At 47.7% G+C, this 12,982-nt stretch carries 14 protein-coding genes; 2 read left to right on the forward strand and 12 right to left on the reverse strand.

The window, feature by feature from the left end; genetic code table 11:
• Positions 1-115: 115 nt before the first annotated feature.
• Both ftcD and hutI read left to right on the forward strand, forming a co-directional pair.
• Positions 116-1,039 carry a glutamate formimidoyltransferase gene (gene ftcD / locus LLF78_02585; protein MCE5201388.1) on the forward strand — a complete coding sequence of 308 codons (924 nt, stop codon included), beginning with the start codon at positions 116-118 and terminating at the stop codon, positions 1,037-1,039.
• Positions 1,036-2,280, forward strand: a complete 1,245-nt coding sequence (gene hutI / locus LLF78_02590) for an imidazolonepropionase (protein ID MCE5201389.1) — start codon at positions 1,036-1,038, stop codon at positions 2,278-2,280. Before ftcD ends, hutI begins: the two co-directional genes overlap by 4 nt.
• 94 nt (positions 2,281-2,374) lie before the next feature.
• Here hutI and queA read toward each other — a convergent pair whose 3' ends face one another.
• The 12 genes from queA to LLF78_02650 all read right to left on the reverse strand — a co-directional run bounded on the left by queA (position 2,375) and on the right by LLF78_02650 (position 12,973).
• Positions 2,375-3,427 carry a tRNA preQ1(34) S-adenosylmethionine ribosyltransferase-isomerase QueA gene (gene queA, locus LLF78_02595; protein ID MCE5201390.1) on the reverse strand — a complete coding sequence of 351 codons (1,053 nt, stop codon included), beginning with the start codon at positions 3,425-3,427 and terminating at the stop codon, positions 2,375-2,377.
• 10 nt (positions 3,428-3,437) lie between these two features.
• Positions 3,438-4,874 carry a SpoIID/LytB domain-containing protein gene (locus LLF78_02600; protein MCE5201391.1) on the reverse strand — a complete coding sequence of 479 codons (1,437 nt, stop codon included), beginning with the start codon at positions 4,872-4,874 and terminating at the stop codon, positions 3,438-3,440.
• Entirely contained in the window at positions 4,871-5,095 is a 225-nt protein-coding gene (locus LLF78_02605) for a DUF2905 domain-containing protein (protein ID MCE5201392.1), read from the reverse strand. The genes LLF78_02600 and LLF78_02605 overlap by 4 nt, the downstream gene beginning before the upstream one ends.
• A gap of 2 nt (positions 5,096-5,097) precedes the next feature.
• Complete coding sequence (gene ruvB, locus LLF78_02610) at positions 5,098-6,150, reverse strand: Holliday junction branch migration DNA helicase RuvB (GenBank protein MCE5201393.1); 1,053 nt, start codon at positions 6,148-6,150, stop codon at positions 5,098-5,100.
• A gap of 24 nt (positions 6,151-6,174) precedes the next feature.
• Positions 6,175-6,780 carry a Holliday junction branch migration protein RuvA gene (locus tag LLF78_02615; GenBank protein ID MCE5201394.1) on the reverse strand — a complete coding sequence of 202 codons (606 nt, stop codon included), beginning with the start codon at positions 6,778-6,780 and terminating at the stop codon, positions 6,175-6,177.
• A 2-nt stretch (positions 6,781-6,782) separates the two neighbouring features.
• Positions 6,783-7,313: a crossover junction endodeoxyribonuclease RuvC gene (ruvC, locus tag LLF78_02620; protein ID MCE5201395.1), complete on the reverse strand. Its 531-nt coding sequence runs from the start codon at positions 7,311-7,313 to the stop codon at positions 6,783-6,785.
• Entirely contained in the window at positions 7,297-8,046 is a 750-nt protein-coding gene (locus LLF78_02625; protein ID MCE5201396.1) for a YebC/PmpR family DNA-binding transcriptional regulator, read from the reverse strand. The genes ruvC and LLF78_02625 overlap by 17 nt, the downstream gene beginning before the upstream one ends.
• A gap of 69 nt (positions 8,047-8,115) precedes the next feature.
• The gene (gene nadE, locus LLF78_02630) at positions 8,116-8,865 is read right to left on the reverse strand and encodes an NAD(+) synthase (GenBank protein MCE5201397.1); all 750 of its coding nucleotides are present in this window, start codon (positions 8,863-8,865) and stop codon (positions 8,116-8,118) included.
• A gap of 216 nt (positions 8,866-9,081) precedes the next feature.
• Complete coding sequence (locus tag LLF78_02635; protein MCE5201398.1) at positions 9,082-9,378, reverse strand: 4Fe-4S binding protein; 297 nt, start codon at positions 9,376-9,378, stop codon at positions 9,082-9,084.
• Positions 9,379-9,396: 18 nt separating this feature from the next.
• Positions 9,397-10,386, reverse strand: coding sequence for a hypothetical protein (locus LLF78_02640; protein ID MCE5201399.1), 990 nt, complete (start codon positions 10,384-10,386; stop codon positions 9,397-9,399).
• A 323-nt stretch (positions 10,387-10,709) separates the two neighbouring features.
• Positions 10,710-11,663: an ornithine carbamoyltransferase gene (gene argF / locus LLF78_02645; protein MCE5201400.1), complete on the reverse strand. Its 954-nt coding sequence runs from the start codon at positions 11,661-11,663 to the stop codon at positions 10,710-10,712.
• A 71-nt stretch (positions 11,664-11,734) separates the two neighbouring features.
• Positions 11,735-12,973 (reverse strand): arginine deiminase, encoded by a 1,239-nt coding sequence (locus tag LLF78_02650; GenBank protein ID MCE5201401.1) that lies wholly within the window; start codon positions 12,971-12,973, stop codon positions 11,735-11,737.
• Between the last annotated feature and the right edge of the window lie 9 nt (positions 12,974-12,982).

The following is a 12,982-nucleotide window of genomic DNA, read 5'->3' on the forward strand; positions in this document are numbered from 1 at the left end:
ATATATGCAGATGCCTAACAATATTGTCAAAAACTGTTAGAATATAGCAGAGACAGCATCGAGACAAAAAGATAAGAAATCCATTAATTACCCATTAATTAAGGAGGCAAAAGATATGGCAATGCAGCTGATCGAATGTGTACCAAATTTCAGCGAGGGAAGACGTCAGGACGTTATTGACGCAATAGTAAGCTGTTTTAAGGGTAAGAGCGGCGTATACCTGTTGGATCATCGTGCCGACGAAGACCACAACAGACTCGTCATCAGTCTCGTAGGAGCCCCGGTCCCAATACAGGATGCTCTTATTGAAGCGGCTAAAACTGCCCTTAAGCACATAGATATGAACACTCACCAGGGAGCTCACCCAAGGATCGGTGCCGTTGATGTGATACCGTTTACGCCGATCAAAGGTATCACTATGGAAGAGTGCATTCGGCTTGCCCATGATTTTGGAGAACGCTACTTTAAAGAATGCGGCATTCCGGTCTATTTTTACGAGGATGCGGCATTAAAACCGGAAAGGAAACGTCTTGAAGTTATCCGCAAGGGACAGTACGAGGTCCTTAAGGATGAGGCAAAGACTAACGCGGAGCGCATGCCGGATGTCGGCGGTCCCGGACTACACCCTACAGCAGGCGGAACGGTAATCGGCGCACGGAAATTTCTGGTAGCCTTTAACGTCAACCTTGATACCGACAATATAGACATAGCTAAAAAGATTGCCGGGACAGTAAGGGCGTCGTCAGGCGGTTTCTGCCACGTCAAAGGCATAGGGCTTGCTCTTGAGGAGCGCGGCATTACACAGGTCAGCATGAACCTTGTAGATTACGAAAAGAACTCACTCTATCGCGTGCTTGAAATGATCCGCATGGAAGCAAAGCGCTGGGGTGTAAATGTTATCGAGACTGAAGTATATGGGATGATCCCTGTAAACGCGATACTGGAGAGCGCAGCCTACTACCTCCAGATAGCTGGTTTTGACCCGGCCCAGGTTCTTGAACTTCAGCTCCTCGAACTAATGGGAGAGAGGGCGGAATGACCGTAAAACTATACAGGAATGCCAGAATATTTACTCCTGTAGATCCAGGTCACCCGCTCAGGGGAGCAGAACAGGGGAAAATAACTGAGATAAAGCGCGGAGCTATGCTTGTCCGTAACGGCTTTATCGAGAAAATAGGAGACGAAGAGGATGTGCTTAAGGGACTTGCCCAAGCATCTGTCAATGAAGAGCACAATTTTGACGGCGCCTGTGTTATACCCGGATTTGTAGATCCGCATACCCATCTCTGTTTTGCAAAGAGGCGGGAGGATGAGTTCGGTATGAGGCTTGCAGGACTGCCCTATCTTGAAATACTTAAAAAGGGCGGCGGGATACTCTCTTCTGTCAATGCGGTCAAGTCTGTCACCGAAGAAGAGCTTTTCTGCCATACTAAGGAGCTTGCGATGTCCGCGCTTTCCAAAGGAACCACGACTATGGAGATAAAGAGCGGATATGGTCTTGAACTTGAGCTTGAACTCAAAATGCTGAGAGTGATCAGGCGCATCGGCCGTGAGACGCCGCTTGACATAGCTCCGACGTTTATGGGAGCACATGCGGTTCCTGAAGATTATAAAAACAGGGCCGATGAATTTATCGATGTTCTTATCAACGAGATGCTGCCTGAAGTCAAAGCTCAGGGGATAGCAGAGTTTTGTGACGTATTCTGTGAAGAGGGTGTCTTCTCGGTAGATCAGAGCAGGAAATTACTCAAAGCAGCAAAAGCTGCCGGATTTGACACAAAGATACACGCTGATGAAGTAAACGATCTCGGAGGAGCCGGGCTTGCGGCGGAACTTAAGGTTACGTCTGCGGAACATCTTCTTGCCGCAAGCGAGGAAAACCTCAGGGCAATGGGCAAGGCTGGCTCAATAGCGGTTCTTCTGCCTGCAACGGCTTACAGTCTGAAGAAGCCCTATGCCAGAGGCAGGGACATGATAGACTGGGATGTTCCTGTTGCGCTTGCCACGGATTGCAATCCTGGCTCATGTTTCTGTGAATCTGTGCCGTTTATCTTTGGGCTTGGGGTCATGAACATGAATATGTCGGTAGAAGAGGCGCTTGCAGCTTCGACGCTCAACGCGGCCTATGCGATCAAGAGGCAGAATAAGGTCGGAAGCCTTGAGCTCGGAAAACAGGCGGATTTCCTCGTCCTTGACGGAGAAACCCCGACTGTTCTGGCCTATCATGCCGGCAGTACCTCGGTTACGGAAGTACATAAGCTGGCGGAAAGAATATTTTAAACATCGACTGTAATGAACTCAAAAACTAGGGTTTGTGTGAAAGAAAACGAGCCCTAGTTTTTTGTCTCTCAAATAAATGCAATGTGTTATTGCTTTATATGATCAACATCGCATCTCCGAAGGAGAAAAAGCGATAGCGCTTCTCCACCGCCTCTTTATATGCTGCCATCATTGTACCGTAGCCGCCAAAGGCTGATACCAACATTAAAAGAGTACTCTTTGGCAGGTGGAAATTTGTTATCAGTCCGTCAATCACACGGAATTTAAAACCGGGCGTTATGAAAAGCCGTGTATCGAGCATGCCCGGTCTTACTTCACCATACTCCTTTACGAATGATTCAAGAGTGCGTACGACCGTAGTCCCGACAGCAATTATCCTCCCGCCGCGTTCCTTTGTATCATTGATTTTTTTTGCCGTATCGGCAGGAATTTCACAGAATTCGCTGTGCATTATGTGTTCCGATATTATATCGGTCTTGACTGGTCGGAATGTTCCGAGCCCGACCTGCAGGGTAACGAATGTACGTTCTATTCCATTGGAACCCATCTGCTCCAGAAGTCCATTTGTGAAATGAAGGCCGGCAGTCGGTGCGGCTACGGAATTTTCTTTGTCCATCTTTGCATAGACTGTCTGGTATCTCTCAGGTTCTGAATGCGTCGCGGTTATGTAATGCGGCAGAGGGGTTTCTCCGAACTTATGGATAATATCGAATGGGTCCGAATTCTCAGGGAAAGATATTTTTCTCAGTCCGTCTTCAAGATATTCGTCAATGATAATATCCGTATCTGCGGCAAGGGAGACAGCGGTACCCTTTTTCAGCTTTCTTCCCGGACGCACAAGCGCGACCCATTTATTTGTGCCGTCACCTGCAGGCCGCAAAAAGAAGATTTCCACCCTTGCGCCGCCATTTTTTTTTGTGCCGCAGACGCGTGCAGGCAGGACCCTTGTATCATTCAATACAAGCAGGTCACCGGCCCGCAGGTACTCTGTTATGTTATGGAATATACGGTGCTCGAGCTTCGATGATCCTCTGTGTACGATCATAAGACGGGATGAATCCCGCGGTTCGACCGGATCCTGTGCTATCTGTTCCTTTGGCAGGTCGTAGTTGTAAGCTGAGGTCCTGCTTAGATCGATCTCTGTCATTGTTTTAGCCTCACTGTCCGATCGTGGTTCCGGGGAAGTAATGTTCAAGGATCTGTCTGTAGTCCCATCCTCTTTCGGCAAGTGTCTTTGCTCCCCATTGCGAAAGCCCTACCCCATGCCCAGAGCCCCTCCCGTACAAGTCTACAATGCTTCCCGTTCCTGATTCCATAGAAAAGCTTGACGGTTCATACTCCGGTATTTTATTGGGATCAAATGTCCCCTGAACAGGATATGATCCAACTGTTGCATAAGGCATAGGGAGACGTCCCTCCGCTCTCGCTATGCCTGTTTCGATGTAACTGTCTATTTTAGCCGGGTTTGAAAGCATTTCCATTAATTCCTGCGTTGTAAAAACCTTATGTTTTGTCAGCCAGACAAGCTTTTCCTCCGGATCCTCAGGAATGCTGCGCAGATCGATTTTCGCCGGACGAGACGGAGGAGTTTTTGTCTGAATTTGTGTTTTTGTCTGTGGCTGCTGTGTCGGGCTGTAGCTCGAACGCCGGCTGAACTCAAACAAAGTGCTTTTTATCTTGTCGGCGCCGACAACAGTCCTGAACCTGTGGCCTGTCATATTCTGAGTGCCATTGGTCCCCCCTACCTCTATTGTAAGGATGCGTCCGCTCTCATCTCTGCTGAGCGGTGTTATGGACAGGATCGTCCCGACATTTATTCCGGATCCCTTTAACCTGGACTCTATAAAGGACATTGGTATAGTCGAATGCCATGTAGTATTGGGTCCGCTGTATGAGACAGGCTCGAGACTGCCCCTGAGGTATGGGATGTCTGATCCCCAGACGCGCGCTGCGGCTGTTGTCATCCCGCCGCTGTCTGAGTGGTAAAAAACAGAGGCCGGAGCCCCCTGCCATCTCAATATCATACCCCTGGTGCTATTAACAGCTTCCTCTATGCTTTTTGCATCACCGTTTATTCCTTTGTAGACCTGGCAGTGATTAGTGGCGCATACATCATAGCCACTGTGTTTGCCGCATGCGGAGAGAACATATGTCCTGGCAATAACAGCCTGAGCTTTGAGGGCCTCCATAGGCCATTTGTCGCTCATCTCACCTTTAACTACACCCAGCAGATATAGTTCTATATCTATGTCGTTGCCAACTGAAAAACCATCCGGTGCAATTTTAAATAAAAGGTCTCCGTAATATTTTGTTCCGTTCCATGCGATAGGAGATGCGGACGAGAGTTTCACCGGCATAGCATAAGCGGAAGGACCAATAATTATCCTGTTCCCGCTTACGTTAACATTGCAGTTTCCTGATAACCGGTCCTGTATTCCCAATGCGTCAGTTATGCTTATTTCAGTTCCGGATATGGTACCGTTTATGCATCCGTCCGCAAGCAGCACAGAGATATTCCCTGAGGCCGCATGGACAGGAGATATAAATGACATTATAAAAACAATAAAAAGAGCGGATAAAAATGTACTTTTCAACGTCTCCACCTTGAAATGATATTCAGCACCAATGTAATAATGATACTTATAACCAGCATGGTACCTAACGGGGCAAAAACGGTGATGTTCTTTTTCTGATATGTTATGTCCCCGGGCAAATGGCCGAAAGGCAGATCCAGCTTGCCTGCAAGTATCAGTACAATACCGGCAAGGGCAAGGATTATACCTATAAAAAGAAGCATCCTGCCTATCTGTTGCATAATTATAAATCTTCCTCTCCCAAAAGCTGTGTCTGCTGATACTGGATAAAGTGCGGAGATACCGGTATGCCAAGATAATCCCATGTGTTTCTGGTCGCTTTTCTGCCGCGAGGAGTTCGTTCGAGCAGTCCCTTTTGTATCAGGTATGGTTCATATATATCCTCGATCGTCTGTGCGTCTTCGTTGAGTGCTGCGGCAAGGGTAGACAGTCCTACAGGACCGCCGTCGAACAGTTCCACAAGCGCTCTGAGGAACTTCCTGTCTCCTTCGTCGAGCCCTTCACCGTCAACTCCCAACATATCCAGTGCGTAGCATGCCAGATCTCTTTTTACCTGGGCGGTTTTTTTTACTTCTGAAACGTCCCTTACTCTTCTTAAAAGACGCAGCGCGACCCGCGGCGTCCCGCGCGAACGGAGTCCGATCTCCTGAGCGGCACAGTCAGCTATATTGACGTTCAAAACATTTGCTCCGCGCTTAACGATCAGAGTCAGCTCTTCAGGTGAGTAGAGACTGAGCTGTTCTATAATGCCAAATCTTGCACGCAGCGGAGATGTGAGGAGTCCAAGCCTTGTAGTAGCTCCTATCAGCGTAAATTTGGGCAGGGACAGTCTGATGCTGCGGGCAAGCGGTCCCTTGCCCACTATGATGGATAGGGCAAAATCCTCCATTGCAGGATATAGGATCTCCTCGATGTTTGCGGACATCCTGTGTATCTCGTCAATAAAGAGAACGTCGTTTGGCTGGATATTTGAAAGTATTGCTGCCAGGTCTCCGGCGCGTTCAAGGGCCGGACCGGTCGTTACACGAAGGCTTCCCTTCATCTCTTTTGCGATTATTCCCGCGAGTGTCGTTTTGCCAAGTCCCGGAGGTCCGTAGAACAGAGTGTGGTCAAGCGGCTCCTCCCTTTGTATGGCGGCAGCCATGTATATAGTCAGCTTGTCCTTTAAGCTTGTCTGCCCAATAAAGTCATCAAGAGCCTGCGGACGCAGGGTTAAAATTTCCTCTTCCCTTTCCTGTTTTATAGTCTCTATGAGTTTATCTGTTTTTTCAGCCATTATATCCTCACATCACGCATCACGTCAGCGACGCTGAAGTATACCAAGCGACGCCTTGAGAAGGCTCTCCTCAGTCCAGGCTTTATCTGTTTCGCTGTCAGCCTTAGATAAAGATATCGCACGGGCTGATTCACCCTGAGAGAAACCGAGCCCGGTCAGCGCCTCCATGACAAAGCTGTCAAGGGTGGCACCGAAGGACACAGACGTTCCGGAGTCTAACATTCCAGAAAACTTTTTTTCAATTTTATTTTTAAGTTCAAAACAGATCCGCTCCGCCCTCTTTGCACCGAGCCCCGGGACAGAGAGCATTGCGGCGCTGCCTGACATTATAGCCATAAGCACCTGTTCCGCATCAAAATGCCGCAAAAGGGTTATGGCTAATTTTCCACCGACTGTCTTGACCTGAAGAAGCTCAAGGAAAAGTGTCCGCTCGAGTTCGGTTGAGAAACCGAACATAGAAAGCCCTGAATCGCTTATTTGAAGGTATGCATAGCAGACAAGCTCTTCATCAATGACTGCATGTTCAAGCAGTGAGCGTGTAATGAACACCTCAAGACCGAAGCCTGCGACATCAAGAACAATGCAGTCTTCACCTATGGATAGTACGATACCGCGAAGAGAGTTGATCATAGTCATTTGCCCTTCATAATGTTTCTGTCATAGGCTGCCATTGAAAGTCCCGCAATAGCTATGGCAAGTGCATCGGCCGCATCATCCGGAGTCGGATTCTTCTGCAGGCCAAGCAGATGCGCAACCATGCCCTGTACCTGTCCTTTTTCCGCAGATCCATAGCCGCATACCGCCATCTTGACCTCTGATGGCTTAAACTCATAGGGGGTGTGGCCGAGTTGTGCAACCAGAAGCAGTACTACTCCCCTCGCCTGCCATACCATTTCTGCAGTTGATGTGTTGCGTCCGAAGAAAAGTTTTTCCACTGCTATTATATCCGGAGGATATTCTTCTGCCTTTTTTTTAAGCTCCTCATATAAGAGAGCGAGCCTCTGCGTCAGAGAAAGTTCCTTCGGCGTCTTTATTATACCGTAAGACTCACAAACCAGCCTGTCTCCCTGCTGTGATACAACGCCGTAGCCCAGTGTTCCAAGGCCGGGATCAATTCCAAGTGCCCTTATTATGTTCAATCCGTCTTTAGTCGATCTGAGCAAGTATCTCGTCCGGTATCTCGAAGTTTGAGTATACAGCCTGAACATCGTCATGCTCCTCAAAACGTTCGATCATGGCAAGAAGTTTCTCCGCTACAGATTTATTGGTTATTGTGACCGTATTTTTGGGTACAAGCGCAATTTCCATTGACTCTACGTTGTATCCTGCATTTTTTAATGCTTCGGCGACACCGGTAAGCACTGTCGGATCGCATGTGATCTCAAACCCTCCATCTTCAGGTGTCATATCGTCTGCCCCTGCGTCGATAGCGGCTATAAGAAGCTCGTCTTCATCCAAGCCTTCTCCTGTTATTTCTATGATACCCTTTCTGTCAAAATTCCATGCCACACAGCCAAGTTCGCCAATAGCACCGCCGGCCTTGGCAAAAAGGGAACGCATCTCGGGAGCAGTGCGGTTACGGTTGTCTGTCATAGCCTGAACCATTACCGCAACTCCGTTTGGGCCATACCCCTCGTAGAGCACTTCTTCATAAACTGCCCCGTCGAGCTCGCCTGTACCGCGTTTGATCCCGCGTTCGATATTGTCGACTGGTACGTTCCCGGCTCTCGCTCTGTCAATAGCGACCTTGAGCCTGAAGTTTGCATTCGGGTCGCCGCCTCCTGCTTTTGCCGCGGCTATGACATTTTTAACGAGTCTCTGGAAAGCCACACCTTTTTTTGAATCCTGGGCTGCCTTGCGATGTTTGATGTTTGCCCATTTTGAATGTCCTGACAAAAAAATCACCTCATAAAATATATATGGAATAAACAGCTGGAAACTATCTGGAGCGACTTTACAAAAATATCAGAGTTCTTTTGGAAGTACTGCCATGGGAGAAAATATGCGCTTATGTTCAGATCTCGTTATTGCCGCGTCTATTTTGGCCTTGACTTCTTCTGTGGCGACACCTGTTGCTAAATATTTATCAAGGTCTTCATATGTAAGCCCCATTTCAGCCTCGTCCGTCTGTCCTGCCCAAAGGCCTGCTGTCGGAGGCCTGTCGATTATTTCCCGCGGGACGCCAAGATATTCAGCCAAAGCGCGTACTTCGCCCTTAAGCAGATCTGCCATAGGCAGCAGGTCAACGCCTGAATCACCATATTTTGTGAAATATCCGTACATGATTTCATCTTTGTTGCCGCCTCCGCAGACTAAACAGCCGTTCTGCTGAGCGATCGCGTAAAGCGTTGTCATGCGCAGTCTTGGTTTTATATTCGCTGCCGGAAGAGCATCAAGGGTCAACTTCTCAGATTTTATCGCCGCCAATATGGAGTCAAAGGTTTCGGTAAGATCCACTTTATAAGTTTTTAACCCAAAGGCGGGAACAAGCAGCCTCGCATATTCTTCATCAATGGGCAGACTGTGACACGGCATTATAATGCCTATTACGTTTTCCGGGCCGACAGCCCTGCACAAGAGTCCGGCTAAAACAGCTGAATCTATTCCCCCGCTTATTCCAAGCACGGCACCCTTCGCAGATGCACCGGAGATATGTTCCATGATCCATGATTCAAGATAAATTGAGATTTTTTTGGGATCACGATAGATGGACAAATTATAACGCCTCTCTTTTGTATGGTGATCTGTCATTTTACACGAGCTATATTTTAACACAAAGATAACCTATAAGTCATAAATTTATGAGTTATGACAGATGCATGGGTATGCACAGCATGACAAACAGTCCCAAAAAAACATCCATATCCCTGGTTCGAAACATTAATTAAATGTAGAGCGGCGATCCATGCCTGCATTATCCATTCAATACTATCAGCAGCAGCCTGAACCTCCGCAGGATGGACCTTCTCTGTCTTTATTCCCGTTAAACATCCCCATGAGCACAGCGTAAGCACAGCCTACTCCGCTTTTCACTGTGATTGCGGAGACAGGGCAATTCATCGAGCATGCGCCGCATTCCATGCACATGTCTATGTCGTTGATCCATGCCTTGTTGTTTTTTACGGTGAAGACAGCATGCGGACAGACGATCTCGCACATTCCGCACCCGATGCATTTGTCCGTGTCAAGTTTTAATGTTGCAACATTCTTTAGATACTTAAGCCCCATTTGCCCTTCCCCTTACCTTTATGAAATTAAAAATGAAACTATCCTCATCAGTACTCCCGCAGAGATGGCGGCCACAATAAGGGGAAGCGCGGTCTTCATCTCTTTTTCCACTCCCGACAGCGACGTATAGGTCGACGAGCCGGTAAAGTTCATTGTAAAAAAAGCGGACAGCGACGGCAGTATAAGCAGATAAGAAATGAGCTGCAGCCAATTAGCACCGCCCTTGGAAAATAAAAACAGGACTGCCGATATGGCCCATATAAGCCCTGTTATCATTCCTTTAAAGGAAAAAGCCCTTCCCGGTATCCAGGGAAGAAGGAGCGGAGATACAAAAGCGCCCATGAAGACGGAACCAAGCGGTCCAAGATAATCTGCCCTTTCAACAGGCAGGATACCTAAAGCAGAAAGAACCGCCATCGCTCCAAATACCTTTAGCATCGATCCCATTGCAATTACGATCTCCATCGGTGTCAGGACAAGCCTGTCAAGAAGTGAAAACCGGACTTTCCGCATGGATTGCTTTACCGTCATTGCGTTATCGAGGAAATAGGGAATGTCTTCTGACCTTACAGGTCCGTATATGACTTTGAAACCACTCCTTTTTCTTACTTCGTGGGCAGAAACGCCGGTAGCGCCAAGCTGCGGCAGTATAAGTTCCCTGTGTGTCACTTTCTCCTTAAGTCCTGTCTTATCTATGCGGGAGACAAGTTCATCGGTACCGAATGTCCCTTCGCCTGCAGCGCACCAGACGTTTATTCCCTCTGTATCCAGAACAAGGAGCCATATGTCCCTTCCGGCAAGGTTTTTCCTTACCCTGTCTACGGTCATTTTATAATTGGAAGTTACCAGGACAGGAGAATCTCCATCAGGACATCCCATGGCATAAAGTCCGGCTTCAATTGAGTAATCCATCCTGCAGATACCCCATCTTGCCTTCCATGAGCCAATGATGTCCTTAATGGTCAGAGATGCAGAAAGAGTCTGATACCGGTTGCAGCAATCCGTCATAACATACAACACTTCCACTGAAGAAAGTTTATGCTCAGATACATATTTTTTCTGACTTGACCTTATCCGAACGCAAATATATATCACACATAGATGTTTGTCAATATGTTAAATATCAACTATAAAGTGCGTCAAACCATCCATACATGTCCCAAATAATATTAAACGTTCAAACTCCTCCGTAACTTATGGGATAGCTACGGCTTTTGGTTCTATCGAGCCTCAGCCAAGCGGCTTGTCTTTAGTGCAGGCAATAATATCCCGGACCCTTGGATGATGTCCGGGTCCGGGATATTTGACGCTTACGGTTATCTTATCAGAAGTTAGAGATTACCTATGCTTGCCACCATAGTTGCTTTGATGGTGTGCATGCGGTTCTCGGCCTCGTCAAACTGTCTTGCAAAACGTGATTCGAACACTTCTTCCGTGACCTCGTAGCCCTTGACCGCGGGCAGGCAGTGCAGGAATATGACATTATCATTTTCGGTGGCTTTGATAAGATCCATATTGACCTGGTAAGGCTGCAGTATGGCCTTGCGCTCTGCAAGCTTTTCTTCTTCACCCATTGAAGCCCAGACGTCTGTGTAGATTACATCGGCATTTTTGACTGCAGCCCTTGGATCATCAGTAATAGTGATGGTTGCTCCTGACTCGCAGTCGGCAGCGATCTTTTTGCACTCTTCAAGCAGCGCAGGATCGGGGAAAAGTGATTTTGGCGCTCCGATCACGAAATGCATCCCCATCTTTGCCGCTCCGATCATAAGAGAATTTGCAACGTTGTTGCGTCCGTCTCCGACATATACAAACCTGATCCCCTTGAGGCGTCCGAAGTTCTCTCGTACTGTAAGGAAGTCCGCAAGAACCTGTGTGGGATGGTAATCGTCCGTAAGGCCGTTCCATACCGGAACGCCGGCATATTTTGCAAGGTCCTCCACTACTTTCTGGCTGAACCCGCGAAACTCGATACCGTCAAACATGCGCCCCAGCACCCTTGCCGTGTCCTTTACGTCTTCCTTGTGCCCAAGCTGGATGTCGTTTTTTCCAAGATATTCCGGGTGGCCGCCTTCATCGATCGCGGCAACCGTGAATGCACAGCGTGTGCGTGTTGATGGTTTTTCAAAAATCAGCGCTACATTCTTACCACTAAGAAGGTTGCCCTTTATGCCGGCGCGCTTTTTGTTTTTCAGGTCTGTTGAAAGGTCAAGCAAATACTCGATTTCCTGCGGCGTATGGTGTTTAAGAGATATCAGGTTACGGTTGCGAAGATTCACTGCCATATTAATTCCCCCTTGGAATTTTTGTTTAAAATTGTTGAAAATGTAACTCTATATATAAAATTATAAATCAGCTATTTTACCGAGTGCCTGTTAAGGGGCATAGACATGCATCTTGGACCGCCTCTTCCCCGCCCAAGCTCAGCGCCGTCAAGTTCAATAACCTCTATTCCGTTGTCCATAAGAAGTTTGTTGGACATGACGTTGCGGTTATATGTTATGACCTTGCCTGGCGCTATGGCTAATGTGTTGCAGCCGTCGTGCCATTGTTCGCGGTCAGTTTCCGCCTGGTCTTTCCCCTTCATCTCAATGACACGTATCTTATCGAAACCAAGCGTTTCAGCGATGGCTTCCTTCCATCTCTTGACCTGTTTAAGCGAGGCAAGGGTCCCGTCGTCGTTATAATCCAACTGCCAGACCTTAAGGACATCGATAACTGTCGGGAATATTGTGAAAGCGTCCTTATCGACCATTGTAAAGACAGTGTCTAAATGCATACAGTAACGTTCCTTTGGTATCTCAAAAGCGAAGATCCTTCTGATGGGAGTATTTTGGGCAAGATTTCGTCCTATCCTCTGCACTGTAGTCGGGGCTGTTCTTTGGCTTACGCCTATTGCCATTGCTGTTTCTGAAAAAACATGAAGGTCGCCGCCTTCAACTTTATGCGGCCATACTTCATCCGGTTTGTCTCCAAAAAGTATCTTCATGCCCTTGAACCTTGGATGATAATTTGTTATGTATTTCCAGTAAAGAGGCTCTCTGCGGCGTGCTTCGAAGGTCATCTGGCCTATGATTATTCCGTTGCCGACAGTTATTGCCGGATCTCTCTGAAAATAAAGGTTGGGAATCGGGCGGATGACAAACTCTCCGCCTGTTTCAATATGTGACATGAGGCTGAGCGCAGGGCTGCAGATCTCGGCTGCTTCTTTCTTGCTGTATCCTGCGATGAGGTGAGAAGCTAATTCATCTGACGGAAGTTCCATAAAAGCTGCTGCCAGGCCTTCCGATATCCGCCTGTCAAGGCATTCGAAAGAAAATACATCTTTAATAAGCGATGTTCGGATCTCCATGTCTTCGATGACCTCGGCGAGGCATTCCTGGAAGTAAAGTACCTCGCAGCCCTCTTTTCTCAGAATGTCAGCGAAGTTGTCATGCTCCTTTTGTGCCTGTTGGAGCCAGATCAAATCGTCAAAAAGCAGTTCATCCATGTTGTTGATAGTAAGGCGGTCAAGTTCTTTTCCGGGACGGTGAAGCATGACCTGTTTCAGCGGACCTGTTTCAGAGAATATACAAAACGGCTTTTCCTGGTACATATTTACACC

The organism is Synergistaceae bacterium, from assembly GCA_021372895.1.
Taxonomy (GTDB): domain Bacteria; phylum Synergistota; class Synergistia; order Synergistales; family Synergistaceae; genus JAJFTP01.